Below are 26,150 nucleotides of genomic sequence, written 5' to 3'. Positions count from 1 at the left end.
GCCGGCGGTGGCCATGCTGACGACGTTCGACATCGACGAGTACGTCAGCCTCGCGCTCCGGTTCGGCGCGAACGGCTTCCTCCTCAAGGACATCGAACCCATCATGCTGGTGCGCGCCATCCGCGACCTCGCGCGCGGCGGCGCGGTGCTCGATCCCGGCGTGGCCGCGCGCATGGTGAACGCCCACCGCGACGGACAACGCGCCTCGGCGCCCGCACGCGAGCTCATCGCGTCGCTGTCGGAACGGGAACGGGAAGTCGTCACGCTCATCGGGCAAGGGCTGTCCAACGCCGAGATCGGTGGACGGTTGCACCTGTCCGAGGCCACGGTCAAGGGCTACGTCTCGGCGGTGCTGTCCAAGATCGGCGCGGCGAACCGGGTGCAGGCCGCGCTGCTCGCCTACCGGGGCGGATTGGTCGACTGACCCCGACCGGGCTGCCTCGTTAAGGACGGTCTCAGCTGCACGGGCCAGACTGGGACCCATGCGCATACTCGTTGTGGACGACGACCGAGCCGTCCGGGAGTCTCTGCGGCGCTCTCTGCAGTTCAACGGCTACCAGGTCGACCTCGCCAGCGACGGCGCGCAGGCCCTGGAGAAAGTGGCCACGGAACGTCCCGACGCCATGGTTCTCGACGTCATGATGCCCCGCCTCGACGGGCTGGAAGTGGCGCGTCGACTGCGTGGCGTCGGCGACGACTTGCCGATTCTCGTGTTGACCGCGCGCGACGCCGTGTCCGATCGGGTGGCCGGACTCGACGCCGGGGCCGACGACTACCTGCCCAAACCGTTCGCCCTGGAAGAACTGCTCGCCAGGCTGCGGGCCCTACTGCGCCGCGCGGGACAGGAAGACACGGGCGACGACACCGAGGTACTCGCCTTCGCCGACCTCACACTCAACCCCAACACGCGGGAGGTCACGCGCGGCGACCGCCAGATCAGACTCACGCGCACGGAGTTCTCCCTCCTCGAACTGTTCCTGACCTATCCGAAGCACGTGCTCGCCCGAAGCCGCATCCTCGAAGAGGTGTGGGGCTACGACTTCCCGACCTCCGGCAACGCCCTCGAGGTGTATGTCGGGTATCTGCGCCGCAAGACCGAGGCGGGAGGGGAACCACGCCTCATCCACACCGTGCGCGGCGTCGGCTACGTGCTTCGGGAGACACCACCGTGAGCGAGCCGCCCACCGAGAACACGGACCCGGACGAGCGCGGCACGCGACGCCGCTTCTCCCTGCGGGCGCGCGTGTCGCTGCTGGCGGCTTTCTGCGTCGCCTGCGCGGTCGCGCTCGTGTCGCTCGGCGCCTACATCACCGTGCACCGCAACCTGTACGTGGCGCTCGACGAGAACCTCATCAACCGGGCGGAAGCGGCCGTGGAAAGCCCGGCGGTGCAGACCCGCCTGCAGTCCATCCCCGGCGCGTTCCTGGTCAGCAGCGACATCCACATCGGGCTGCTCACCGCCAACGGCGAATTGATCTACCCCCGCGCGGGCACGCCACCACCATGGGGGGAACGTGAACTCTCCGTCGCCACGGGTATCAAGGAATCATCGCTGCGCACCGACTCCGCCACCGACATGCGTGTCATCGCCCTCCCCGCGGGCCACGGAGTCGCCATGGTGCTCGCACAGTCGTTGCAACCCACGAAACAAGCGTTGAACGAACTCGCACTGGTGCTGTTGTTCTTCGGTGGGGCAGGCATCCTGGTCGCGGCGGCCGCCGGCACCGCCGTGGCACGCGCTGGACTGCGGCCCGTGGAGAAACTGACGTCGGCCACCGAACGGGTCGCGCGCACCATGGACCTACGGCCGATCCCCGTCAGCGGCGACGACGAACTCGCGCGGCTGACACAGAGCTTCAACACCATGCTGCGAGCGGTCGAGGAATCGCAGGACCGGCAACGCCGACTCGTCGCCGACGCCGGACACGAGCTGCGCACCCCGCTGACATCGCTGCGCACCAACCTGGAACTGCTGCTCGCAGCCAGCAGACAAGGCGCGCCCACACTGTCCGAACGTGACCGCGCGGACATCGAGGCCGACATCCGAGCACAGTTGGACGAGGTGACACAACTCATCGGCGACCTGTCCGAACTGTCACGGGAAGACACAACGCGGGACGCCGCCGAACGCGTGGATCTCGTCGAAGTGGTCGAACGTGCCCTCGACCGAGCTCGGCGACGGACGAGCACCATCGAGTTCGACACCGAACTTCACCCGTGGGTCCTGGCCGGCGATCCCCACAGCCTCGAACGCGCCGTGCTGAATCTGTTGGACAACGCCATCAAGTTCTCACCGGAGGACTCGGTGGTGCGGGTCGTGTTGCGCCCGCTCGGGGACGGCACCGCCGTGATCGAGGTGTCCGACTCGGGCCCCGGCATCGCCGCCGAAGACCTACCCATGGTGTTCGACCGCTTCTACCGCTCGTCCGAGGCGCGCACGCTTCCCGGCTCGGGGCTCGGCCTGGCCATCGTCAAACAGGCCGCGGAACGGCACAGAGGCACGGTGTACGCCAACAACAAATCCGACGGCGGTGCGCTGATGGCGATTCGACTGCCCGGCATCCCCGGGTGAGAACACCGACACCCAATTGATCACTATGAGTATAGTGATTGATCACATAGAGTGTGATAGGTGGCGTAGGGTTCTGTGTCGTTGACGTGGTCGCGGGACGGAGTGGAACGGTGCTGGCGCGGCAACGACAGGCGGTCATCCTCGAGGAGACTCGACGCAGAGGCGCTGTGCGAGTCAGTGACCTCGTGGGGAAGTCGGGGGTCGCCGACATGACCGTCCGCCGTGACCTCGTCTTCCACAACGCCCACGGCATCGCCGAACAAGCCGGGCTCACGGTCCCGAACCTCATCGAAAGGGAAGCCACCGCCGCGACACTGTCCGAGATCGACCTGCTAGCCGGCGACGACAAGCTCGACGACCGGGCCTGCGAGGTGTTGTCCACGCACGTCGGGGAACTCGTGACCGTGTCCGCACGAAGTGGAGGGCGACGTTGAACAAGACGGTGCGACGCCTCGCCGACGGCCGGCGGATCACCTACTACGACGAGGATCCCCGCGCGCACGGCCGCACGGCGTCCGACACCAGAAACCTTCCCCACGTCACCGCCACCTCGGAGGTCCGCCGAGACCCGCTCACCGGCGAAGACGTGGTGATCGCCGCCCACCGCCAGACCCGCACCTACAAACCCCCGGCGGACCTGTGCCCCCTGTGCCCGACAGCGCCCGGCCGGCTGACCGAGGTGCCGGAACGCGATTACGACGTGGTGGTGTTCGACAACCGATTCCCCGCTTTCTCGGGAGGCACCGGGCACGCCGACGTCGTGTGCTTCACCAGCGACCACCACAGCTCGTTCGCCGAACTCAGTCCACGCCGCGTGCGCACTGTGCTGGAGGCACTCGCCGATCGCACGGCCGAACTGTCGACACGGGACGGGGTCGAACAAGTCTTCCCGTTTGAGAACAGAGGCGAGGAGATCGGCGTGACACTGCATCACCCCCACGGCCAGATCTACGCGTACCCGTTCGTGCCGCCACGCACCGAACGCATGCTCACGACCGCCCGCACCCACTACGCCGAGCACGGCACCCACGTCCTCGGCGACGTATTGGCGGACGAACACGCCGACCGGCGGAGGATCGTGGCGCAGGGTGAACACTGGACAGCGTTCGTGCCTCCCGCCGCGCGGTGGCCCGTGCACGTACTCGTCGTACCGCACCGACAGGTCGCCGACCTCACCGAACTGAGCACCCCGGAACGCGACGACTTCGCCGAGGTGTACCTGTCGGTGCTACGCCGCTGTGACGCCCTCTACGACCGCCCCCTGCCATATGTGGCGGGCTGGCACCAAGCCCCCGTGCACCGTGACCGTGACCTGGCATGGCTGCATCTCGAACTGTTCTCCATCCGGCGAGCGGAGGACAAGCTCAAATACCTCGCAGGTTCCGAGTCGGGCATGGCCGTGTGGATCAACGACAGCACACCTGAACAGATAGCCGATAAACTCAGGGCAGCCCGCTGAGAAATCCCATAACTCCCACAGACTGAACTCAGCATGCTTTCAGGACTCCGGACCATCATGGAGATATGACCGACAACGACCCCTCCGCACAGGACAGGCACACCCCGGAGTCGGGAACGCCTGAGCAGCCGAGTCCGGAAGCACACACCGGGTCGTCGGAACACGAGGACACCGGGCGGTACCAGGACGGTGGCCAGGAGACGAACGAGTTCCAATATCCGCCCCGAACCCCCGTCGGCGGTTATGGCCAAGGTGGGTATCCCACAGCGGCCCATCCCCAGCCCGGCTACGCCTCCTACCCGTACGTTCCCTCGCAGCCCTCCACGGGGCGTCGTGGGCTGCCGGGCAGGCTCGTCGCGGGCATCGCCTTGCTCGCCCTGCTCGTCGGTGGGGGAGCGGGCGCTGCGGCCGGTTATCTGGCAACGGACACGGCCAGGGAGCCGTCCGCGCCGAACGCGCTCGACCAGCCACCTCCCGCAAAACAGACCGGAAGCGCCCCCGAAGGCAGCGTCGAAGCCGTCGCCGAGAAACTCAAACCGAGCGTGGTGCAACTCCAGGTCGGGGGACTCGGCTCCTCCAACGAGGGTTCCGGCTTCATCATCAGCGAGGACGGTTACATCCTCACCAACAACCACGTGGTCGAGGCAGCGGCTCGTGGCGGACAGATCACCGTGGTGTTCCACAACGGTGAGGAATCCTCGGCCGAGATCGTGGGCCGCGACCCCACCACCGACATCGCCGTCGTCCGGGCCCAACGGGTCAGCGGCCTGACCACCGTCGAACTCGGGCGTTCCGACGACCTCCGCGTGGGAGAGTCCGTGGTCGCGATCGGATCCCCGTACGAACTCGCCGGCACCGTGACGGCCGGGATCGTCAGCTCGCTGAACCGCCCGGTGACCGCAGGCGGACAAGGCGATCAGACCACCGTCATGGACGCCATCCAGACCGACGCGGCCATCAACCCCGGTAACTCCGGCGGCCCGTTGGCCAACATGCAGGGCCAGGTCATCGGAATCAACTCGGCGATCTACAGCCCCTCGCAGGGCGGCAACGTCGGGATCGGTTTCGCCATCCCCATCGACCAGGCGCGCAGGACCGCCGACGAGATCATCGAGAACGGTCACGCCAACCAGACCTACATCGGAGCCACTGTCGGAAACGCTCCGAACGGTGGCGCGGTCATCGGAGACGTGGAGCCGGGCAGCCCAGCGGAACAGGCAGGCCTCGAATCGGGGAACGTGGTCGTGAAGATGGACGACCGGCGGATCGAGGACGCCAACGGGCTGGTCGCGGCCATCCGCACGAGGGCGCCCGGAGAGAAGACCACATTCACGCTCGCAGACGGCAGCACCGTCGAAGTCACGCTCGGCGGACAACCGGTGCGGGTCAACTAGGTGCCGTTCAGCTCCTCGTCGAGCCGCTCCAGGACCGGTGCCGGACACACACGTGCGGACGGTACCGGCGACGACAGAGTCCTCAACGATCGTCAGGAATGTCGGAAACGAGGGAGCGGGGCCACCTCCCCACACCGCCCATAGCGCACCGGGGAGGTGGCTTACGCGGACTTTCCGATCACTCTTCCGTTTGCGACGGGCACTACGGTGGTGCACATGGAACGCGATGCGCAGCGGCTGGGGCGAGCCCTCGTCGTGATAGTGGACGATCGAATGGCCCAGACAGAACTCGATGACGGCATGGGCCCGCTCGTGACCGAGCTGCTGGAAGAGGCGAACTTCATCGTCGACGGCATCGTGGTCGTTCGTGCGGATACCGTCGAGATCCGTAACGCACTGAACACGGCTGTCATCGGCGGGGTCGATTTGGTGATCACAGTCGGAGCCACGGGAGTGTCCCCGCGCGATGTCACCCCGGACGCCACGGCCGGTGTGCTCGACAGACCCGTGCCGGGCATCGCGGAGGCCTTGCGTTCGTCGGGATTGGCAGCGGGAGCACTCGACGCCGGTATCTCCCGGGGCCTCGTCGGCATCTCGGGTAGCACCTTGGTGGTAAATCTCGCCGGGTCGCGCGCGGCTGTCCGTGATGGCATGGCGACGCTGTCGGCCTTGGTGCCTCACGTCATCGACGAACTCTCCGGCCTCGACCAGTCGTAATCGTGAATGTGACGAGTGAGCACCCGATACCGATGAACCACAACGGCGGACAGAGCGGCAAGGACCGGCGTGAGTCGACGAAACGCCGCCGTCTCCTCGACGAGGTGTTCGGCGAAGTGCTTCCCGACACGACGCGGGACGAACGCCGACTCGGCTCGACCAACACACTGCCGGACGACTGGTACCGCGAGAACAGGCCGCCACACCACGACCGCTGACCCCGCCGGTCATCGGAGCGTCACGGTGATCGGGTGACCGAGCGCGGCAGCGGCCACACGGGGAGCCTGCTCGTCGGGCACGGCCACCAACACCAGTGGCGCGTCCTGCCGAGAGTGCGGGCCGCCGATCTGATCGGACTCCTGTTTCACCACGGTCACCACGGTGGCGCCCTCAGCGAGGACATGCGCTTGCTGCCTGTCCTCGCCCGGCGCCACGACGTCGACACGAGCGCCCGACCGCAACAGGTGCGTGACCTCGTCGTCGGCGAGCCGAAGAGGCACGGTGGTGGATCCAGGCGACCCGTTCCATTCGTCGGCGAATCGCACATCGGTCAGCGGCTCGCCCTCCCGCGCGGCGCCGACGAGCCTGCGACCCACCGCCTGGGCCGGCTCGGTGAGCACGCCAGCCGGGCGGAGCTCGGCGGGCGCCTCAGTCACGCGTACGTCGGCGTCGGACAGGGTGGAGCCGAGTGGAAGAGCCCTCGCCGCGACGAGAACGGGGACGTGCGGCTCACGGTCGGCTTCCGGCACGACCGCCAACACCGCGGCGACCAGGAACAGTGCCGCAGCGAGCGCACGCCGTAGTAGGAGAAGCGGATTCCCGCGCAGGCGAGACCGTAGCCACTTGAGCCGCTCGCGCCATCCACGTACACGCATGGTGTCCATACCGCTTCCCCCGTGTGTGCCAGAGCGCCGTGCGCGCCCTCTCGACGAGAGACGACGGTAGGAGCCACGCGCTCCGAGGGGAAACGACCGATGAGCGACCTGTGGACAACTCCGGGTCTGTGGATAACTCGCCGCCGCGGGTTGTGCTCGGCGGCGAGGTCGGACAGCTTTCGATCAGGACGCCGCGGAGGTGGAGGTGGTGCTGGAGCTGGACGACGAAGCGGACGAGCTGGAGCTCGACTCCGACTTGGCGGAACCCGAGTCCGACTTGGATTCACCGGACGAGCCGTTGCCGGAACCGTTGGACGACGACTTCGCCGACGTGGAACTCGACCCCGAGTCCGACCGGGAATCGGTGCGGTAGAAACCACTGCCCTTGAAAATCACGCCGACAGAGCCATAGAGCTTACGCAGTGGCCCTTGGCACTCGGGGCAGTCGGTCAGACTCGCGTCGGAGAACGACTGGACCACCTCGAACCGGTGGTCACACTCCTTGCAGGCGTACTGGTAGGTGGGCACGAAGACTCCTTCGAGGCTGTGGCACTCCAGACCTGGAACGCTCCTGATCTGGCACTCGATTGCCGAGAGTGCTAACGCAATTCTGCGTGATGGCATTCCGCCAGCGCAATCGAGGTCCGCCTCACACCTCTTCACCCTGTCCAGCGACCGGGAGTTCGATCACACCCCTGCCGGGAGTCAGCACCGAGTGCACACGCACATCATGCGGTTCGGCGGGCAACCGATCCACGAACTCGGTATCTCGGACCACAGCGACAAACCTGGCATCGGACGAGGCGAGCGCCAGCGACCTGTCGTAGTAGCCCGCGCCCTTGCCCAGCCGAACCCCTCGACGATCCACAGCCAACGCGGGCACGAGCACCATATCGGCTCTTGCGACGGCTTCCGGACCCAAGCGTGGCCCGGTCGGCTCCAACACCTGCGGAAACACACCCGCAGCCAACGACGAGGCACCCGTGTACTCGGCCCAATCCAGCGGGCCGCGCTCGGCGGGGATCACGGGCAGCAGCACCGTGCTGCCCCGCTCACGCAACACGTCGAGCATCTTCCGCGAGCCCGGCTCGGCACCGAAAGGCACATAGCAACACACGGTATCCGCGTCGAGCTCACCGACAGCACGCGCCAACGCGACGGCTTCGGCCTCGCGCTCTTCCTGCGACAGAGCCACTCGACCGGCTTCCAACCGCCGCCGCCACGACATCTTGACACTCGCAGGGGGGTTGTCGTTGTCGGTATGTTCCACGAGACCAGGCTAGGCTTTGCGGCCATGACGGGCGCCACGAATGAGACCACGTTCCGGACCGCCATCGTGCCAGCCGCGGGGCTCGGCACGAGATTCCTACCGACCACAAAGGCAGTGCCGAAGGAGCTGCTTCCCGTCGTCGACACTCCGGGGATCGAACTGGTCGCGAGCGAAGCCGCCGAGGCGGGCGCGCAACGCATGGTGATCGTCACATCACCCGAGAAGAAGTCGGTCGTCGGCTACTTCGACAACAAGCCCGAGCTGGAAGCCACGCTCGAACGCAAGGGCAAGACCGACATGCTGGAAAAAGTCCGCCGAGCCCCGAACCTGCTCGAGGTACAGGTGGCGATCCAGGAAGAGGCGCTCGGCCTCGGCCACGCCGTCGCCCAGGCCGAACAGAATCTCGACGACGGCGACACCGCTGTGGCCGTTCTCCTACCCGACGATCTCGTGCTCCCCACCGGAGTGCTGTCCAAAATGGCGGAGGTGCGCGCCCGACACGGCGGCAGCGTGCTGTGCGCCTTCGACATCCCGAAAGAACACATCTCGCCGTACGGCGTGTTCGACGTGTCCGACACCGACGACGCCGACGTCAAACGAGTCCACGGTATGGTGGAAAAACCCACCCCGGAGGAAGCTCCCTCCACATACGCGGCGGCGGGCCGCTATCTACTCGATCGAGCGATTTTCGACGCACTACGTCGAATCGAGCCCGGATCCGGTGGGGAATTCCAACTCACCGACGCCGTCGCCCTCCTGATCTCCGAAGGCCACCCGGTCCACGTCGTGGTGCACCACGGCGGCCGGCACGACCTCGGCAACCCCGGTGGCTTCGTCCGCGCCACCGTGGACTTCGCACTGAACAACCCCGAGTACGGCCCCTCGCTCCGCGAGTGGCTGATCGAACGGATCGGCACCACCGACTGATGGCTGACACCGAATCGACCGTCGTTACGCACCCCAAAGCCCAGCTGCGGTCGGTCGAGGACCACCTCTCGCTGCTGCTCAAGGCGGCGGTGCGGCCGCGCCCCGTGCGGGTCGCGATCTCCGAGGCACAGGGGCTCCTCTGTGCCGAGGAGGTCGTCGCCGAACAGGCGCTGCCAGGATTCGACCAAGCCGCAGTGGATGGCTACGCCGTACGCAGCGTCGACGTGCGCACGGCCAACGAAGAACCCGTCGAGATGCCGGTCGTGGGCGAGATCCCGGCCGGTTCTCGGCAACCCCGCAGACTCCAACCCGGCCAAGCGGTGCGCGTGTGCACAGGAGCACCCCTGCCCACGCTCGCCGACGCCGTCATACCCCTGTCCGACACCGACGGCGGCACCGCCAAGGTCACCGTGCGGCGCGCCGTCCCCTCACACGGTTATGTGCGTAGAACCGGCGAGGACGTCCAAACCGGTGACGTGGCCGTGCGCAAAGGCGACACGATCGGATCGGCGCAGGTGGGGCTGCTCGCGGCCGTGGGGCGGTCGAAGGTGCTCGTGCATCCCAGACCACGAGTCTCGATCATCTCCGTGGGGGACGAGCTCGTGGACATCGACCGCACCCCGGCGGTCGGCCAGGTCTACGACGTCAACTCCTACGCCCTCGCCGCCGCGGCTCGAGACGCCGGCGCGGATGTGAGCAGAGTCGGCATCGTCCCACTCGACCCCAAACGACTGCGGGAGACCGTCGAGGGCAGGCTCCTCATGTCCGAGGTCATCGTCGTGGCCGGTGGTGCGGGAGGCAGCATCGGTGAGGAGGTGCAAGCCGCTCTCGCCGACCTCGGCGACATCGACACCACACGTGTGGCCATGCACCCCGGCTCCACACAGGCGTTCGGCAGGTTGGGGCCCGACGCCGTGCCGACCTTCCTCATCCCGGCCAACCCGCTGAGCGCGCTCGTGGTGTTCGAGGTGATGGTGCGGCCGCTGATCAGAGCGGCACGCGGCACGCGACACCCACACCGGAGGATGGTGGAAGCGCGGCTGCTCTCCCCGATCACGTCGACACAAGGACGTCGTGGCTACCTCCGCGGGCAGCTACTGCGGGACGAGAGCAACGGCGAGTACCTCGTGCAGCCCCTCGGAACCGCCGGCGCGCACCTGCTCACCTCGTTGGCCGAGGCGAACTGTCTGATCCAAGTCGACGAGGAACTGACGGAAGTCGCCGCGGGCGAGCAGGTCAAGGTGGCATTCCTCGCGCAACGTGTGTGACAGGCTGTGGTGATGTCGACCGGACACGACGCAGTCTCTGTCGCGGAGCCGCAGCGTCCCGGTTGGCCGGCCAAGTTGGGACCGATCGTGGTCCCCGCGGGCACGGTGCGTCTGCGGCCCGTCCGGCTGCGCGACGCCCAGGACTGGAGTCGTATCCGCCTGCGCGACCGCGAATACCTCGAACGCTGGGAACCCACACAAACAGGCGACTGGACCGAACGCAACGCTGCATGGGCGTGGTTCTCCCAGTGGTCCACACTGCGAAGACTGGCGAAACACGGCCAGTGCCTCCCGTTCGCCATCACGGTCGATGACGAGTTCGCGGGACAGATCACGATCGGTAACATCGTCAGGGCGTCGCTGCGTTCCGCGTGGGTCGGCTACTGGGTGTCGTCCACGCTCACGGGGGGCGGCGTGGCCACGGCGGCAGTCGCGTTGGCGACCGACCACGCGTTCACACAGGCGGGACTGCACCGGCTCGAAGCCACGGTGCGCCCTGAGAACGTGGCCAGCCTCCGCGTCCTCGGCAAGGTGGGCTACCGCAAAGAGGGACTGTTCCTCCGATATCTCGATGTCCAGGGAGCATGGCGAGATCACCTCTGCTACGCCATCACAGCGGAGGAAATCGGAGACGGACTCGTCACACGACTCGTTGACTCCGGTCGGGCGACCCTGCCTGAGCAGCGTTAACTCACGGTGAAACGTGCTACAGCGAGGCGAGCGAGTCGAAAAACCATCCGGCGAGTCTCCGCGTTTTCTGTTACTCCTGTGACTAGCGTGACGATAGTCGGTATGAGTACGGGGCGAGGGCCAGGACTCCGGTTGTGCCATCCACGGCAGTGGCAGTACTGGCAGTGCTGGTCGGGGGAGGTGACGGGAGATGCCCAGCTCTTTGATCATTGTGGGGCTCGCTGCGGCATGGCTTGCCGTCCTCGTTCCCATGGTCGCGCGTAAGCGCCAGGTCATCACGCAGACCAACGATGCGGCATTGGCCGCGCGGGTCGTGCGTAGCGGGAGTGCGCACAGTGTGTCGAACGGCGAGTTCGAACGGGGGGACACCGATGCGCTGAACGACGGGGAATTGATCGACGCGGACGACGAGGACATGCGGGACGAGCGGGGCGTCTACGACGAGCCGGAGACCACACACGACGACATCTACAGTGACGAACACGACACTTACAGCGACGATCACCGTGACGCCGAGGACAGCGAGTTCGACGAATACCCGTCGAGGCGCGCGCCGGTGACCGAAGAGCGTCCTATGCGTCGTTACCGACCGGGACGTGGCGGATTCGATCCCGAGGCCGCGGCGATGGCTGCCAAAGCGAAGTACGCCTTCCGGCAGAGGGCTGTCTTGGTGCTCCTGCTGGCCGTCGTCACCACGGCCATCGCGGCCGGCTTCGTACTTCCCGTGCTGTGGTGGGTGCACGGCGTCGCGGACGTCCTGCTCGCAGGCTACCTCGTCTACCTGCGTCGACAGGTTCGGATCGAGGAAGAGATCCGACAGCGCAGGCTCGCTCGCCTGCGTGCCGCGTCGCGACGAGCTCCTCGTAGACCAGACCCGCTCGCGGACATCGAAGTGCTGAAGAACGAGCCCGGCGACGTGGTCGGTGCCGAACGCAAGCCGATGCCCACTACACGTGTCCGTAGGCAGGCCGTCGTCGTCGACCTGGAGGACGAGGACCCTGCGTTTCACGAGCTCGACGACCCCAGTCGGTACTCGTACCGACGTGCCGCGGGCGAATAAGGCACCCCCTCGCTCGGTGGGTGTGGTGAGCTTGCTATGCTCACCGAGCAACCAACAAGGGGCTGTAGCGCAGTTGGTAGCGCGTCTCGTTCGCAACGAGAAGGTCAGGGGTTCGATTCCCCTCAGCTCCACTCTAGGGTGCCACACCCTCACAAGTCGTCATATCGAAGACCACCCGCTCGGCGGGTGGTCTTTTTGCTGTCAGGACTACGCAGTCCGTAACGGACCCGGGTCGGCTGCGACTCAGCTCGACCAGACAAGAGCGATCTCATCGACAACACGTGCCGCCTGTGCGTACCCAGCCTTCGCGGCTCCCGCCCGCCGTGCCGGCTTGAGCATCTGCGGCATCGAGCGACCGACCTGCGGACGCGCCTCAGAATCGGGTGCGACGTGGACAACCTGAGACTGCTTCCGCAACTCGGCGACCTCTTCCACGGGCGAACCCATCGCATCACCACCACCTTCAACGGGAGTGAGCACCACGATCCTCTCGTAGCCCTCCGCAAGGTCGGCATTGGACGGAGAACGCAACCCACTGTCGATGAAGCGGCCGTCGCCGATAGTGGACGGTGGGCGCACGCACGGAGACGCGTAGCTCGCGGCGACCGCGGCCACCAGATCGACGCCACTTCCCTTGTCGAACACCATGAATTCGCCGGTTTCCGCATTGACCGCGGTGACCCGCAGGCGTCGGTCGAGCCAGTCGTCGACGCCACCGAGCCACGCCGCGACGGTCTTGCGCCGCACGGCCTCGGTCTCGGTCCGTGCCGCGAGTGCAAGCTCGCCGATGCGCCTGCGCGCGTCCGTAGGGTCACTTGCGCGAAATCCGGCGAGACCGATTCGCACCAGATTGCGCAGCCCGATCCTCCCCACCTTCTCTCCCCTCACACCTTCCAGCTCATTGCGATAGCGCGCGTAGAGATCGATGCCACCGAGTAACTGGGCGCCGACCACCGCTCCAGTGGAGGTTCCGATCACCAGGTCGGCGGACCCGAGATCCACACCGCGCTCGGCGAGCCCTGCCAGTAAACCCAGTTCCCAAGCGATCCCGGTGATGCCGCCCGCTCCCAACACGAGTGTCTTGTCGTTATTCGTCACGAACCCTCCGCAATCAGGGCGATGATCGCTGCGCGGTAGCGTAGCGATCCGGACGCGATGCGCGTGCTCACGCGCCCCGGTGTGTTCGAGCTTCTCCCGGATGTTCGGGGCGACAGCACCGGTTCGGCCGTTGAAGCGGGCTGTTCGAGGCCGGACCCGCTTCAGCCTTCGAAAACGGTCCATGCGAACGGTCGAGAGACACGACCACGTGAGGTTGCGGCGGCTGAGTAATATTCGAAGCGACTCCCAGTACTAGCGGAACGAACGAGTCGTCGGTGGCACCGAAGAGTCGTCGATTCTGCCGCTCCACCGAGCCTCGATCACTTCCACGCATTGTGCCATTTCCTCGACCGTGCGAAAGTAGAAATACGCGAACGGTACCATTCGTGCATTCTTTCACTATTTTCGGGTACTGTGGTGGGTGTGGTGTTCGGCTAGGGTCGATGGCATGGGTGAATTGCTGGGGGAGAAGTCGATTGCCCGTATTCGACGATTAGAACAACGTATTTCCCGACTCCAGTCATTGCAGCTGGAGGAGATCTCTGCTTATTACGAACGCCGTGGCCGCGCGGAGGACGTCGCCGCTGAGCTGGCTCTAACTCTGGCTGTCGGAGAGAACGCGGCGCGGAAGAGACTGGCGCTCGCCAAGGCCTTGACCCACCGACTGCCGAACACGCTAGCCGCTATGCGACGAGGTGAAATCGACGCGTACAAAGCGTCCAAAGTCGCCGAACCGACGGCCGTGCTCTCGGACGAGAAGGCCGCGTACGTCGACGTCCTGGTGGCTGACAAACTCGTCAACCGCGAGCCTTCCCGCATTCGTCGGCTCGTGAACCGAGTAGTGCACCGTGTCGACCCGGAAGGCGCCGAAGACAGAGCACGCCGACGACGTGCACAACGACGTGTGGAACTCATTCACGGCGATCACGGAATAGCCACTCTGCTCGCCGACCTCCCCGCAGAAGTGGCGAGTGCCGCCTACACGCGCATCGACCGAGAAGCACAGGCCCTGCGACGTAGCGGGGAAAACCGCACGACCGATCAACTCAGGGCCGACGTGCTCGCCGACATCCTCCTGGAAAAACACGGGAACCCCCTCGGCCCGGCGAAGGCGGAGGTATACGTCCATGTCGACCTCACAACCCTGATGGGTCTTCGGAACGAACCCGGCGAGCTCGCGGGACACGGACCCATCCCGGCTTCGGTGGCCCGACAGATCGCGTATGACAACGGCTCGACATGGCGGCGCATCGTGACCGACCCACTCACCGGGGCACCGATCGACGCAGGACGTGAACGGTACCGACCTCCCGCGGTGACCGATGAGTTCACACGTGTGCGTGACCGTGAATGCCGATTCCCGGGTTGCCACAGGCCAAGCCAATTCACCGATCTCGACCACAGCGTGGAGTGGAATCGTCACGGGCCCACGAACCCGGACAATCTCGTGGGACTCTGCCGGCGCCATCACCGCCTCAAGGACGTGCCCGGATGGAAGTATCTTTTTGACCCACAGTCGCAACGACTCGACGTGACCACGCCGTCCGGTCACATGCGGAGCAGCTTTCCGGAACCCCGGGACTGAACGACGACGGTGGTCAGGCGCGCAGCTACCGCTCGGCTCCGGACAACCACTGGCCGGCGTGGTGCACCTCACGGCCGAGTCAGGCAGGTGGCAGATATCACGGCGAAACCGCCCCAAGGTGATATTCGCCGTCTTGCCCTGTCGGTCGTCGCGATGTTTCGTTGAGCTTAACGAATTGTTTGTTTGACGAGCTGGGTACTGGAGGCAGGCGTGCCAATACACGAACGGCTTGAGAGCGTCTACGCGGAGGTTCTTGCGCGGAACCCCGGCGAAACCGAATTCCACCAGGCCGTGCGTGAGGTGCTGGAGAGTATCGGACCTGCCGTGGGTAAGCACCCTCAGTACGCGGACGCAAAGATCGTTTCCCGGATCTGCGAGCCGGAACGTCAGATCATCTTCCGGGTCCCGTGGGAGGACGACTCGGGCGAGATCCACATCAACCGTGGATTCCGTATGGAGTTCAACAGCGCACTCGGGCCCTACAAGGGAGGACTGCGCTTTCACCCGTCGGTGTACTTGGGGATCATCAAGTTCCTCGGTTTCGAACAGGTCTTCAAGAACGCTCTGACCGGCCTGCCCATCGGCGGCGGCAAAGGTGGATCGGACTTCGACCCGAAGGGCAAGTCCGACCGTGAGATCATGCGCTTCTGTCAAAGCTTCATGACGGAGCTCCATCGCCACATCGGTGAGTACACCGACGTACCCGCCGGTGATACCGGCGTCGGCAGCAGGGAGATCGGTTACCTGTTCGGGCAGTACAAGCGCATCACCAACCGTTACGAATCCGGTGTGCTGACCGGTAAGGGACTGATCTACGGCGGAGCCCGCGTACGTACCGAGGCCACCGGGTATGGAACCGCGTTCTTCGTCAACGAGATGCTCGCCGCACGAGGCGACTCGTTCGCGGGCAAGACCGTGGTGGTTTCCGGGTCCGGCAACGTCGCGATCTATGCCATCGAGAAAGTGCACCAGCTCGGCGGGCGGGTCGTGGCGTGCTCTGACTCAAGCGGCTATGTGGTCGACGAAAAAGGCATCGACGTCAAACTACTCAGGGAGGTCAAAGAAAACCGTCGGGAGCGCATCTCCGTATACGCTGACCTCGCAAAGCATGCACGGTACGTGAAAGGGCAGCAGGTATGGGAAGTGCCGTGTGACATCGCCATGCCGTGCGCTACGCAGAACGAGATCACCGGTAAGGAAGCCGAGCAACTGATCCGCAACGGCTGCAAAGTGGTCGCTGAGGGCGCAAACATGCCCACCACGCCTGAAGCTGTGCGCCTGTTCCAGGAAGCCGGGGTGGCATTCGGCCCCGGTAAAGCAGCGAACGCGGGCGGCGTAGCGACTTCGGCGCTCGAAATGCAACAGAATGCGTCGCGTGACTCGTGGTCTTTCGAATACACCGAAGACCGGCTCGAGGACATCATGCGCGACATCCACACCCGCTGCATAGAGACAGCCGAGGAATACGGCATGCCCGGCAACTACGTCGCGGGTGCGAACATCGCCGCCTACACGAGGGTGGCTGACGCGATGCTGGCTCTCGGCCTCATCTGAGTGTGACCGTCAACTAATAACGTACTGTCATGAGTGCGGCAGGTTCGCGGCAACGGCGCCTGCGAGCTGCTGTGCCACAGCACACGGGTTTCCTTCACCCGAGTGGAAATAGAAAACATTCACGTCCTCGCTACGCTCGTCATCAATGTGATGATGCGTCCACGTGATCAAACAATAGTCTTCGGAATCACTTACGGCACGCGCTGAGATGCCGTCGAACTCCAACGGTTCGGCATCCTCCGCAGGGGGTGGCCGGGAAAGCCCGGCGCGACACGAACGCGGACGCTGCGGTTGCCGTCCCATTCACAGCCGTGCAAGCCAGACGCTGTTGACGTAGGACCGAGCAGGTCGCGCGTGGTTTCCTCGGCAAGGAGCAGGCACGTGTCGATGCCGAGTGCACTGTTCGTTGGAAGATCACGCAAGACACTGTCATCGCGGAGTCGTTCCAACGCTGTGTCAAGGGCAGCTCTCGGGCCCTTGCATGAAGAAGACGTGGAATCACTGACACTGACGGCGAATTGTGGGTTGTCGGACAGTTGAACCGACGCCTCGCAGCCACCGTGAACAGCAGTGAGCCGAGGGAGAACACGTCGCTGGCCGGCGTGATGTTGCCGCCGACATAGAATATGGCGAGCCGATGAGTGCGTTGGTGGCCGTGAGACCCGACCCGTCGGGTGCGGCGGCCAACAGTACGCGGCCATGCCGCCTTCGCCGAGGGAGCCGAGTACGCGATAGGGGCCGATCTGTGGCGGGTCGTCGGCCGCGAGTGGGTCCCACGGCCGACGACGAATCAGACGACACCGATGGCTTTACGTACCGACGACAGCACCCTGCTCGCGCGTTCCCTTGCCCGTTCGGCGCCGCGTGCGAGGACGTCGTCGAGTTCGCTGCCGGGTTCCATGTACGCGTTGTACTTCTCGCGCATGGGCGCGAGTTCGGAATTCAGTACCTCGAACAGGATGTTCTTCAGCTCGCCCCAGCCCATGCCGCCTTCCTGGAGGCGTTTGCGGGTGTCGGCGACGACGTCCGCGGCGGAGGCGGGTGTGAACTGTTCGAGGATCTGGAAGACCGCCGAGCTGTCCGGGTCCTTCGGTTCCTCCACCGGGGTGCTGTCGGTGGGGATGCGGCGGACGAGCTTTTTGAGTTTGTTCTCCGGCAGGAACAGCGGGATGGTGTTGTCGTACGACTTGCTCATCTTGCGGCCGTCGAGGCCGGGGAGCACGTCGCCGGTGCCGGTTTCCGGAATGATGGCCTGCGGGATCTTGAAGCTGTAGCTGTCGCCGTAGAGGTGGTTGAAGCTGCCCGCGATGTCGGCGGCGTATTCGACGTGTTGCACCTGGTCCTTGCCCACGGGCACCACGTCGGTCTCCATGATGAGGATGTCGACGGCCATGAGGATGGGGTAGTTGTACAGCCCCATGTTGATGCCGACGTCGGGGTCCTCACCGGCTTCGACGTTGCGGTCGCGCGCGGCTTTGTAGGCGTGAGCGCGGTTCATGAGGCCCTTGCCGGTGACGCATGAGAGGACCCAGTTGAGTTCGAATACCTCGGGGATGTCCGACTGCACGTAGAAGGTCGTGCGTGCCGGGTCGAGACCCGCGGCGAGCCATGACGCGGCCACTGAACGCGAGTAGTGCTTGAGCAGTTGGGGGTCGCGGATGCTCGTCAGCGCGTGGTAGTCGGCGATGAAGTACAGGGAGTCGTACTGTTCGGCCAACCGCAGCGCCGGACGGATCGCGCCCACCAGGTTGCCCAGGTGGACTTCTCCGGACGGTTTGATGCCGGTCAAGGAAACCTTGGCTGCGGGTTCTGACATGCGGCCATCCTAGCTCCGCGTCGTCGGCGGCCGGTTACGGAACCCACGCCGGTTGTCATCGTGAACCGGCGTGAACCGGCGTGAACCGGCGCGGTGGATCGGCGGCGTGGATCTGTGCGGCACTGTGTCGGGCGTGAGCGCGATTATGCTTCGTGGGGTGGCGGAGCACATGACGCCGGAGCAGTTCCGGGTTTACGGCAAGCAGGTCGTCGATTGGATCGCCGACTATCTGGCCACGGTCGAGTCGCATCCGGTGCGGTCGAGGGTGTCGCCCGGCGCGGTGCGGGAGGCGTTGCCGAAGCACCCACCGGAGAGGGGGGAACCGTTCGACGCCGTGCTCGCCGATCTTGACCGCGTCGTCCTGCCCGGCGCGACCCATTGGCAGCATCCGAGTTTCTTCGGCTATTTCCCGGCCAACGCCAGCGGGCCCGCCGTGCTCGGTGACCTGTTGTCGTCCGGTCTGGGCGTGCAGGGGATGTTGTGGGCGACCAGCCCGGCGTGTACGGAGTTGGAGACGCTGGTCGTCGACTGGTTGGTGGAGTTGCTCGACCTGCCCGCCCGGTTCCGCACCGATGCGAGTGGTGGCGGTGTCATCCAGGATTCGGCGTCCAGCGCCGCCGTGGTCGCGGTCCTCGCGGCGCGGCAGCGCGCCGGTGAAGGGGCCCACACGCTGTATGTGTCGTCGCAGACGCATTCGTCGTTGGAGAAGGCCGCGCGGGTGACTGGGTGGGTGTCGAGAACGTGCGTGTCGTCGACGTGGACCCGGACACGCTCGCCATGGACCCGGCGCATCTGGACGAGTTGATCGCCGAAGACGTGGAGGCCGGGTTCGTGCCCACGATGGTGTGCGCCACGATCGGGACCACGTCCACCACGGCCGTCGACCCGGTGCGCAGGATCGGCGAGATCTGCCGGGCGCGGGGTGTGTGGCTGCATGTCGACGCGGCTTACGCGGGTGTGGCGGCGGTGTGTCCGGAACTGCGGTGGATCAACGACGGGGTGGCCGACTACGCCGACTCGTATGTCACCAATCCGCACAAGTGGTTGCTCACGAACTTCGATTGTTCGGTGTTGTGGCTGGGGGATTGTGAGCCCATGGTCGAGGCGTTGTCGATCCTTCCCGAGTACCTGCGCAACACCGCCACCAGTTCCGGTGAGGTCATCGACTACCGCGGCTGGCAGGTTCCACTCGGTCGCCGGTTCCGGGCGTTGAAGTTGTGGTCGGTGATCCGTTGGTACGGCGCCGAGGGGCTGCGCGCGCACGTGCGCGACGGTATCGAACTCGCCGACGTCGTCGCGGCGTCGGTGGAGGCCGATCCGCGGTTCGAACTGTGACCGCACCATCCGTTCGGTCTCGTGTGTTTTCCGGCCGGTTTGGCCTTCTTCGTCCACGGAGGAGGCGAACGCGGCCACGATGGTGTTGCTGGAGCGGCTCAACGACTCCGGCGCGCTGTTCTTGAGCCACACGAAAGTGGGCGAGCACGTGTTGTTACGCATGGCCGTCGGGGCGCCCAGCACGCGGCGGGCCCACGTGGAGGCCGCATGGCAGCGCATCTCGGACGAGTACGATGCGGTGCGCGCCGACGTCGAGTCGCGGTTGCCGTGAGGCCGACGTCTCGGTGCCGCCGGCCCCACGGTCGTCACGCGCTGGACGTCACGATTCCCACGGAACCTGCGGTGAGCGATAGAAGTCGACGCCGCGTGCCTCCCAGCGTGGTGCCTGCTGGCCGAGCCGTTCGCTGAACGATGTCCAGTCGTGTGCCTGCTGCGGTGACCAGCCGAGTTCGGCGATGGCGGCGAGCCTCGGGAACGCCATGTACTCGATGTGGTCGAGTGAGCGCAGCGTTTCCGACCACAGCGGCGCCTCGACGCCCAAAACGGCGTCCTCGCCGACGCCGTTGACGTAGTCGGCGGGGTCCCAGCCGTAGGCGTCGCGGACCTCGATGTAGGCCGCCCAGGACAGGCCGAGTGGCGTGTCCTCGTCGTACTTCATGTCGAGGTACGCCTTGTTGGCGGGTGACATGATCACTCGGTGGCCGCGTTCGACGGCGTCGGCGATCTCGTCGTGGTCGGTCGTGGTGTGCCAGTACTGGGCGATGGTGTCGGTCGAGGGTTCGGCCGCCACGATCTCGTTCCAGCCGAGCGGCTGTTTGCCGTACTTCTGGACGATCGGCACCGCTCGTTGCATGAAAGCGCGGTAGTCCTCGGCCGAGGTCTCGTGTGCCTCGTCGCCGCCGATGTGCAGGTACGGTCCGGGGGTCAGTTCCGCGATCTCACGGATGACGTCGTCCACGAACTCGTAGGTGATCTCCTTGTCGATGCACAGGGAGCTGTATCCGACGGCCATGTCGGTGCGTGGGGGCGAAGCGACACCGTCGCAGTTCAGTTCCGCGTACGTCGAGAGGGCGGAGTTGGTGTGTCCCGGCATGTCGATCTCCGGGACGATGGTGATGTGTCGGTCGGCGGCGTAGGCGACGATGTCGCGATAGTCGTCCTTGGTGAGGTAGCCGCCGCCGACGCCGTCCACGCCGGTGCCGGGGCCGCCGCCCACCGTGGCGAGCTCGGGCCAGCTGTCGATCTCGATGCGCCAGCCCTGGTCGTCCGTCAGGTGGATGTGAAAGTAGTTGATCTTGTAGCGTGCGAGTTCGTCGATGTAGGACTTGATCTCGTCGGGTGTGTGGAAGTGCCGCGCGATGTCGAGCATGGCGCTGCGGTACTCGAATCGCGGGTGGTCGACGATGCTGCCGCCGGCCACGGTCCACGTCTCGTGCTGGCGCGTGTCGGACTCGATCGCGGCGGGCAGCAGTTGCCGCAGTGTCTGTGTGCCGGCGAAGAGGCCCGCGGGTTCGTTGGCGCGGATGGTGACACCTCTGTCGGTGACGTCCAGCCGGTAGCCCTCGGACCCCAGTTCGTCGCCCACGTCGTCGAGCAACAGCGAAATACCGCCGGCGCTGTTCCCGTGGGCGGGTACCACCGGCAGCGGATAACCGGTCGCGGGTCGTAGCGTGCCGGCGAGCTGTCGGCCGATGGCGCGGGCCTCGGCCGATCGCGGTTCCGTGCGGATGAGTGTTCCCGGCCCGAGCCGGTAGTCGGCGTCCGAGTCGGGCGTGACTTCGACGGGTGCGGGGATGACGTCGCCGAGGCCGATGTCGGACGGTGTGGTCTGGGGGGACGGTTCCGCCGCCGCGGGTGCCGTCGACACCGCCAGTGCCGTGGTGCATGCCACGGCGGCGGCGAGTATCGCTTTCGTTCCGGATCTGCGCACGAGCACCTCCGTTGACTCAAGGGCACCTACAGGTTCAGACCACCCACTGGTCCAGACAACCACCGTTCGAGTGAGGGGCTCGGACTTGTCGGCCACGACCGTTCGTCGTGGCCGGCGTCTTAGCTGTCATCGCTGAGCCCGCAGCACGTCCTTGAGTCGCTCCAGCACCTCCGGGTCCTCGATCGTCGACGGCACCGCCTCGTCGCGGCCGTCGGCGAGGGCCCGCATCGTCTTGCGCAGCACCTTGCCCGAGCGTGTCTTCGGCAACGCGTCCACCACGGTGACGTCCCGGAAGGCCGCGACCGGCCCGATCTCGGCGCGGACCGCGGCCACCAGTTCGTCGCGCAACTCCTCCTCCGTGACGTCCACGCCCGTCTTGAGCACCACGAATCCCCGAGGCAGCTGTCCCTTGAGCGCGTCGTGCACGCCGATCACCGCGCATTCGGCCACCGCGGGATGTGCGGCCAGTACCGCTTCCATCGCTCCCGTGGACAGTCGGTGGCCCGCGACGTTGATGACGTCGTCGGTGCGTCCCATGACGAAGACGTAGCCGTCGGAGTCGACGTAACCCGAGTCGCCGGTGAGGTAGTGGCCTTCGTAGCGCGACAGGTACGCGTCGACGTAGCGGTCGTCGTCGCCCCACAGTGTGGAGAGCGCACCCGGCGGCAGGGGGAGTCGCACGGCGATCGCGCCCTCCTGGCCCGCGGGTCGTTCCTCGCCGGACTGATCCAGCACCCGCACGTCCCAACCCGGCATGGGCACGGTGGCCGAGCCGGGTTTCAGCGGCAGCGGTTCGAGCCCCCGAGGGTTCGCGGCGATGGCCCAGCCCGTCTCCGTCTGCCACCAGTGGTCGACCACCGGCACGCCCAGTCGTTCGGTCGCCCAGTGGTACGTCTGCGGATCCGTTCGCTCCCCGGCCAGGAACAGGGTGTGAAGCCGGCTGAGGTCGTAGCGCGCCATTTCGGCGCCGTCGGGATCGACTCGTTTGATGGCTCGCATGGCCGTGGGCGCGGTGAACAACGTACGCACGCCGTACTCGGACACCACGCGCCAGAACGCGCCCGCGTCGGGTGTGCCCACCGGTTTCCCCTCGTACAGCACCGACGTTGCCCCCACCAGCAGTGGCGCGTACACGATGTAGGAGTGGCCCACCACCCAGCCGACGTCGGACGCCGTCCACCACACGTCGCCGGGGCCGATGTCGTAGATGCCCGCCATCGACCACGCCAACGCGACTGCGTGCCCGCCGGTGTCGCGCACCACGCCTTTCGGCCTGCCGGTGGTGCCGGATGTGTAGAGGACGTAGAGCGGATCGGTGGCGGCCACCGGAACGGGGTCGGCGGGACGCGCGGTCGCCACGAGGTCGGCCCAGTCGGTCTCCCCGTCGCGCAGTTCGGTGCGCGCCGTGTTCCGCTGGAGCACCACGACGTGCTCGGGCCGGTGGGTGGTGTCCGCCAGCGCTTTCCGCACGATCGGCAGGTATTCCACGATGCGTGACGGTTCGACACCGCACGACGCCGCGACCACGACCTTCGGGCGGGCGTCGTCGATGCGCGTGGCGAGTTCCCTCGGGGCGAACCCGCCGAACACCACGGAATGCACCGCGCCCAGCCGGGCGCAGGCGAGCATGGCGACGACCGCCTCCGGCACCATGGGTAGGTAGAGGACGACGCGGTCGCCCTTACCGACGCCCAGCGAGCGCAGTGCGCCCGCGAACGTCGCCACCTCGTCGCGCAGCTCGCGGTAGGTGTAACGGTGTTTCGAACCGGTGACCGGGGAGTCCCAGATCAGCGCGTCCTGCTCGCCCCGGCCCGCGTCGACGTGCCGGTCGAGCGCGTTGTACGCCGTGTTGAGCTCCCCGTCGGGAAACCACTGGTACAGCGGTGCGGCCGAGTCGTCGAGCGCCCGGGTGGGGCGCCGGGTCCAGTCGATCGCCCGCGCGGCTTCCAACCAGAAACCATCCGGGTCGTCCAGACTGCGTCGATACTGTTCGGCGTACGTGCTCGTGCTGGGCGCCTCCTGGGCCGTGCCGGCGTCGCCCGGGTGGTTCGTGCCGCCCATGTCGTCCATGTCATCCATGCCGTCCATGCCGTCCATGCCGCTGCCTCCTCCACGTCGAGGGTGTGCGTGCTGACGGTAGAACCGGCCGGTACGGCACACCAGTGTCCGAAGGTTCACAAGCGGCCGGTCAGCCAGCGGATCGGGTGGCGGATGGCGCACAACGCGTTCGCCATTCGCAGCACTTTGCGGGCCGCCGCCGTGTTCTCGTCATGGGAACCGAAGACCCGCTCCATGTCGGCGTGAACCTCGCTGGCCAGCTCCCTGGCCTGGCGCACGTGGAACTCGCCCAGCTCGCACAATGCGAGGAGAAGCCGGCTCCACATAACCACAAAGTGATCGCGAGGGAACACGCCGACGGTGTCGTCGAGCAGTTCGGTCGCCGCTGCGTGAGTCCGCTCGAGGTCGTCGGCGGCGAACATCGCCATGCAATGTAGGTAGCGTAGGAGGAGAACGTCGGGATCGGTGACGCTGTACGCGGACAACAGTCGCGGCAGCACCTCGTCGAGCAGCTCGCGCGCGCGGTGCCATTCCTTCTGGAAGAAGAGGGCCATCGCCAGCAGTCCGCGCAGGAACGCCAACCACGGCTCGTCGTCCCTGCCGCAAGCGCGGCGGCAGTCGTCGATCACTTCTTCGAGTAGCCCGATGCCCCCTGCGGGGTCCCCGGCGATGGCCTGGAGCACCCCGAAGCTTGCCCTGGTGAAATAGGACAGTGGGTTATCCTCGCCGAGCAGCGTGACGAGATCGTGGGTGTTTCGGCGGGCCTCGTCGAGTGCTGCGGCCGAGACGCCGTCTGCAGTGATCGTGGAAGTCATGTGGTGATAGCGTGCGAACACGGTCAGCTCGTGCTCGGGTCCGAGGAAACGTTCGCAGTCCACCGCCAGGTCGTTCGAGTTGTCGGTTTTGTCCAGCCGCAGGTGCACGGTTTGCAGCATCAGCCGGGCGGTGAGGGTGGCCTCGTGCCGTGGTCCCAACACACGTTCGTGGTCGGAGACAAGTGCGGTGTAGACATCCTCCGCCCGGCCGAGGTCACCGGCGGCTTCGTAGGCCCAGCCCAGGTTGAGTCGGGCGGCGAGCACCTCGACGTGGTCGGCGCCGAGTTCGGCCGCCAAGAGCGTCACTGCCTGCTGCACGCGTTCGGCCGCATGGTTGCTGGTGGCCCGGAGGCTGCGGAACTTCTCGGCAGCCAGCAGCAGACGTGCCACGTCGACCCGCGCACCGACCGGCACGGACGTCCCGACGAGGTGATCGATGTGTGGCAGCACGGACAGCCACCAGGGCCATTGCCGTAGGTTCGGCAAGTTGTACAAGGTGCTTGATGCGGGCAGTGCCATGGCCAGAGCTCGTACGGCCGATGCGTGTGCATCAGTGAGGACGTCGGGGCCGTGTCGTTCGCCGTCGTCCAGCATCCTGCCGACCACCTGCACGAGCCGGTGCATCTCGACGTGCGTTGCGGTCAACCGGACCATGTTGTAAGCGGCGAGCACGCCGAGTGCCTCGTCGACCTCCGCCTGGTCGTCGGCAACGGTGTACACGACCTCTCTCGGTATCGGCAACGGCGCGTACCACGCGAGCAGATGGGCGAGCCGGGCGGCGAACGGAGAACGGGCGGCGACGGCCTCTTCGGTGATCCGCCACACCCCGGCGACGGTATCCTGTGGATCGGTGTCGTGTGCGCCCGCCCGCAGCATCCGGTCCGGGGTGGCCCGAAGCCGGGCCAGATACCGAGCGACGGGCGTCCGGGTTTCCTCGAGGTAGGCGGCCGCCTGTTCCACGGCCAGCGGAAGGTGCCCGAGGTCGGCTGCCAGCTCTGCGATGACGTCGTCGCTGCCGTCGGGAGAACATCGGCGGAGCAGTTCGCGGGCGGGTTCTGGGGCCAGTACATCGAGGAAGTGGATCGATGCCGCCACTGCCCAGCCGGACGCCCGCCTACTGGTGATCAGGTGCCGCCCCGTCGTCAATGGGCCGACGCTGTCCTCGATCAGTCCCGGGTCTGCCACATCGTCGAACACCAGCAGCCAGTCCCGGTTCGACTGCAACCAGTTCCGCGCCCACTCGGCGGCGTGTCGGGGCGTCATCCTCGCCTGCGCGAGCGCGGGATTCACCCTGTAGGTGAGTGCCGCGAGGTCGGATTCGACTGTCTCCTCGTCGTGCGCTCTGATCCACCAGGCGAACCGTCCCTCGGCGGTGTGCGCGCGGGCGTAATGCAGAGCGAGCGCGCTCTTGCCGACTCCGCCCAGCCCGTGGATGACGTGGACGTCCCCGCGTGCGGGGCCGTTGGTGAGGGACCGATGTAGTCGAGCGAGTTCGGTGGTGCGACCGACCAATGGACGTGGGGTGGTGAGGTTGTGCGTGCCTGGGGCAACGTTGACCTCATCAGGACGTCCCCAAGCCTGCGGGGGCAGTATCCACGAGTTGATGTGCGCATTCGGGCCGGTGCTGACGACGCCGAAGTTCACGGCGACGGCCGCGGCGTTGGCTCCGATCGCCGTGACGTGGTGTGTCGAGCGGCGCGGTGGGCGCTCTCGGTCGTTCAACGCTC

General features: G+C 66.3%; 22 protein-coding genes, 1 tRNA gene and 1 pseudogene. 16 read left to right on the top strand and 8 right to left on the bottom strand.

Going from position 1 to position 26,150, the window contains the following annotated elements; translation table 11 throughout:
* The 8 genes from M7H19_RS00935 to M7H19_RS00900 form a co-directional block, all read left to right on the top strand.
* The coding region (locus tag M7H19_RS00935; RefSeq protein ID WP_298175858.1) for a response regulator transcription factor at nt 1-424 on the top strand (424 nt) is incomplete at its 5' end.
* A 58-nt stretch (nt 425-482) separates the two neighbouring features.
* Nucleotides 483-1,172: a response regulator transcription factor gene (locus tag M7H19_RS00930; RefSeq protein ID WP_298175856.1), complete on the top strand. Its 690-nt coding sequence runs from the start codon at nt 483-485 to the stop codon at nt 1,170-1,172.
* Nucleotides 1,169-2,572: a HAMP domain-containing sensor histidine kinase gene (locus M7H19_RS00925; RefSeq protein WP_298175853.1), complete on the top strand. Its 1,404-nt coding sequence runs from the start codon at nt 1,169-1,171 to the stop codon at nt 2,570-2,572. Before M7H19_RS00930 ends, M7H19_RS00925 begins: the two co-directional genes overlap by 4 nt.
* Nucleotides 2,573-2,682: 110 nt before the next feature.
* Nucleotides 2,683-3,006: a DeoR family transcriptional regulator gene (locus tag M7H19_RS00920; RefSeq protein ID WP_298175866.1), complete on the top strand. Its 324-nt coding sequence runs from the start codon at nt 2,683-2,685 to the stop codon at nt 3,004-3,006.
* Nucleotides 3,003-4,031, top strand: coding sequence for a galactose-1-phosphate uridylyltransferase (gene galT, locus M7H19_RS00915; RefSeq protein WP_298175851.1), 1,029 nt, complete (start codon nt 3,003-3,005; stop codon nt 4,029-4,031). Before M7H19_RS00920 ends, galT begins: the two co-directional genes overlap by 4 nt.
* Nucleotides 4,032-4,096: 65 nt before the next feature.
* Nucleotides 4,097-5,425 (top strand): trypsin-like peptidase domain-containing protein, encoded by a 1,329-nt coding sequence (locus M7H19_RS00910; protein ID WP_298175849.1) that lies wholly within the window; start codon nt 4,097-4,099, stop codon nt 5,423-5,425.
* A gap of 216 nt (nt 5,426-5,641) precedes the next feature.
* Nucleotides 5,642-6,142 carry a MogA/MoaB family molybdenum cofactor biosynthesis protein gene (locus M7H19_RS00905; protein ID WP_298175847.1) on the top strand — a complete coding sequence of 167 codons (501 nt, stop codon included), beginning with the start codon at nt 5,642-5,644 and terminating at the stop codon, nt 6,140-6,142.
* Nucleotides 6,143-6,174: 32 nt separating this feature from the next.
* Nucleotides 6,175-6,360: a hypothetical protein gene (locus M7H19_RS00900; protein ID WP_298175846.1), complete on the top strand. Its 186-nt coding sequence runs from the start codon at nt 6,175-6,177 to the stop codon at nt 6,358-6,360.
* Between the two features lie 9 nt (nt 6,361-6,369).
* Here the strand turns inward: M7H19_RS00900 and M7H19_RS00895 are convergent, their stop codons facing one another.
* From M7H19_RS00895 to M7H19_RS00885, 3 genes are all read right to left on the bottom strand, one after another.
* Nucleotides 6,370-7,026 carry an SAF domain-containing protein gene (locus tag M7H19_RS00895; RefSeq protein WP_298175844.1) on the bottom strand — a complete coding sequence of 219 codons (657 nt, stop codon included), beginning with the start codon at nt 7,024-7,026 and terminating at the stop codon, nt 6,370-6,372.
* 174 nt (nt 7,027-7,200) lie between these two features.
* On the bottom strand, nt 7,201-7,545 hold the full coding sequence (locus M7H19_RS00890) for an FmdB family zinc ribbon protein (protein ID WP_298175842.1): 345 nt from the start codon (nt 7,543-7,545) through the stop codon (nt 7,201-7,203).
* 121 nt (nt 7,546-7,666) lie between these two features.
* The gene (locus M7H19_RS00885; RefSeq protein WP_298175840.1) at nt 7,667-8,287 is read right to left on the bottom strand and encodes a 5-formyltetrahydrofolate cyclo-ligase; all 621 of its coding nucleotides are present in this window, start codon (nt 8,285-8,287) and stop codon (nt 7,667-7,669) included.
* Between the two features lie 24 nt (nt 8,288-8,311).
* Here M7H19_RS00885 and M7H19_RS00880 point away from each other — a divergent pair, with 24 nt between their 5' ends.
* The 5 genes from M7H19_RS00880 (at nt 8,312) to M7H19_RS00860 (ending at nt 12,363) form a co-directional block, all read left to right on the top strand.
* Nucleotides 8,312-9,214: a UTP--glucose-1-phosphate uridylyltransferase gene (locus tag M7H19_RS00880; RefSeq protein ID WP_298175838.1), complete on the top strand. Its 903-nt coding sequence runs from the start codon at nt 8,312-8,314 to the stop codon at nt 9,212-9,214.
* Nucleotides 9,214-10,482 carry a gephyrin-like molybdotransferase Glp gene (gene glp, locus M7H19_RS00875; RefSeq protein WP_298175836.1) on the top strand — a complete coding sequence of 423 codons (1,269 nt, stop codon included), beginning with the start codon at nt 9,214-9,216 and terminating at the stop codon, nt 10,480-10,482. The genes M7H19_RS00880 and glp overlap by 1 nt, the downstream gene beginning before the upstream one ends.
* A 12-nt stretch (nt 10,483-10,494) precedes the next feature.
* On the top strand, nt 10,495-11,172 hold the full coding sequence (locus tag M7H19_RS00870) for a GNAT family protein (RefSeq protein WP_298175834.1): 678 nt from the start codon (nt 10,495-10,497) through the stop codon (nt 11,170-11,172).
* Nucleotides 11,173-11,362: 190 nt separating this feature from the next.
* Nucleotides 11,363-12,232 carry a gephyrin-like molybdotransferase receptor GlpR gene (gene glpR, locus M7H19_RS00865; protein WP_298175832.1) on the top strand — a complete coding sequence of 290 codons (870 nt, stop codon included), beginning with the start codon at nt 11,363-11,365 and terminating at the stop codon, nt 12,230-12,232.
* 58 nt (nt 12,233-12,290) lie between these two features.
* Nucleotides 12,291-12,363, top strand: a tRNA-Ala gene (locus tag M7H19_RS00860).
* Between the two features lie 112 nt (nt 12,364-12,475).
* Here the strand turns inward: M7H19_RS00860 and M7H19_RS00855 are convergent.
* Nucleotides 12,476-13,330 carry a patatin-like phospholipase family protein gene (locus M7H19_RS00855; RefSeq protein ID WP_298175830.1) on the bottom strand — a complete coding sequence of 285 codons (855 nt, stop codon included), beginning with the start codon at nt 13,328-13,330 and terminating at the stop codon, nt 12,476-12,478.
* 448 nt (nt 13,331-13,778) lie between these two features.
* Between M7H19_RS00855 and M7H19_RS00850 the strand changes: the two genes are divergently transcribed.
* Nucleotides 13,779-14,915: an HNH endonuclease signature motif containing protein gene (locus M7H19_RS00850; RefSeq protein WP_298175828.1), complete on the top strand. Its 1,137-nt coding sequence runs from the start codon at nt 13,779-13,781 to the stop codon at nt 14,913-14,915.
* Nucleotides 14,916-15,125: 210 nt separating this feature from the next.
* On the top strand, nt 15,126-16,469 hold the full coding sequence (gene gdhA, locus M7H19_RS00845) for an NADP-specific glutamate dehydrogenase (protein ID WP_298175826.1): 1,344 nt from the start codon (nt 15,126-15,128) through the stop codon (nt 16,467-16,469).
* 790 nt (nt 16,470-17,259) lie between these two features.
* Here the strand turns inward: gdhA and M7H19_RS00840 are convergent.
* Nucleotides 17,260-18,285: a tryptophan--tRNA ligase gene (locus M7H19_RS00840; protein ID WP_298175825.1), complete on the bottom strand. Its 1,026-nt coding sequence runs from the start codon at nt 18,283-18,285 to the stop codon at nt 17,260-17,262.
* A 169-nt stretch (nt 18,286-18,454) separates the two neighbouring features.
* Here M7H19_RS00840 and M7H19_RS00835 point away from each other — a divergent pair.
* Nucleotides 18,455-19,891: pseudogene (locus M7H19_RS00835) on the top strand (aminotransferase class V-fold PLP-dependent enzyme).
* A 48-nt stretch (nt 19,892-19,939) separates the two neighbouring features.
* On the opposite strand, the gene M7H19_RS00830 reads toward M7H19_RS00835, so the two are convergent.
* The 3 genes from M7H19_RS00830 to M7H19_RS00820 all read right to left on the bottom strand — a co-directional run bounded on the left by M7H19_RS00830 (nt 19,940) and on the right by M7H19_RS00820 (nt 26,145).
* The gene (locus M7H19_RS00830; RefSeq protein ID WP_298175823.1) at nt 19,940-21,550 is read right to left on the bottom strand and encodes a beta-N-acetylhexosaminidase; all 1,611 of its coding nucleotides are present in this window, start codon (nt 21,548-21,550) and stop codon (nt 19,940-19,942) included.
* A 126-nt stretch (nt 21,551-21,676) separates the two neighbouring features.
* Entirely contained in the window at nt 21,677-23,647 is a 1,971-nt protein-coding gene (locus M7H19_RS00825; protein ID WP_298175821.1) for a propionyl-CoA synthetase, read from the bottom strand.
* Nucleotides 23,648-23,724: 77 nt separating this feature from the next.
* Nucleotides 23,725-26,145, bottom strand: a complete 2,421-nt coding sequence (locus M7H19_RS00820) for a tetratricopeptide repeat protein (protein ID WP_298175819.1) — start codon at nt 26,143-26,145, stop codon at nt 23,725-23,727.
* Nucleotides 26,146-26,150: the final 5 nt, after the last annotated feature.

This window comes from Saccharomonospora sp., assembly GCF_027317685.1.
Taxonomy (GTDB): Bacteria; Actinomycetota; Actinomycetes; order Mycobacteriales; family Pseudonocardiaceae; genus Saccharomonospora.
Note: the sequence above shows the minus strand (reverse complement) of the source record. Positions and strands in the feature narration are given on the sequence as shown.

Coding starts and splice junctions, on each gene's coding strand:
- M7H19_RS00930 (WP_298175856.1), top strand. CDS start 483: ATGCGCATACTCGTTGTGGACGACGACCGAGCCGTCCGGGAGTCTCTG.
- M7H19_RS00910 (WP_298175849.1), top strand. CDS start 4,097: ATGACCGACAACGACCCCTCCGCACAGGACAGGCACACCCCGGAGTCG.
- M7H19_RS00905 (WP_298175847.1), top strand. CDS start 5,642: ATGGAACGCGATGCGCAGCGGCTGGGGCGAGCCCTCGTCGTGATAGTG.
- M7H19_RS00900 (WP_298175846.1), top strand. CDS start 6,175: ATGAACCACAACGGCGGACAGAGCGGCAAGGACCGGCGTGAGTCGACG.
- M7H19_RS00895 (WP_298175844.1), bottom strand. CDS start 7,026: ATGGACACCATGCGTGTACGTGGATGGCGCGAGCGGCTCAAGTGGCTA.
- M7H19_RS00880 (WP_298175838.1), top strand. CDS start 8,312: ATGACGGGCGCCACGAATGAGACCACGTTCCGGACCGCCATCGTGCCA.
- glp (WP_298175836.1), top strand. CDS start 9,214: ATGGCTGACACCGAATCGACCGTCGTTACGCACCCCAAAGCCCAGCTG.
- M7H19_RS00870 (WP_298175834.1), top strand. CDS start 10,495: ATGTCGACCGGACACGACGCAGTCTCTGTCGCGGAGCCGCAGCGTCCC.
- glpR (WP_298175832.1), top strand. CDS start 11,363: ATGCCCAGCTCTTTGATCATTGTGGGGCTCGCTGCGGCATGGCTTGCC.
- M7H19_RS00850 (WP_298175828.1), top strand. CDS start 13,779: ATGGGTGAATTGCTGGGGGAGAAGTCGATTGCCCGTATTCGACGATTA.
- M7H19_RS00840 (WP_298175825.1), bottom strand. CDS start 18,285: ATGTCAGAACCCGCAGCCAAGGTTTCCTTGACCGGCATCAAACCGTCC.
- M7H19_RS00825 (WP_298175821.1), bottom strand. CDS start 23,647: ATGGACGGCATGGACGGCATGGATGACATGGACGACATGGGCGGCACG.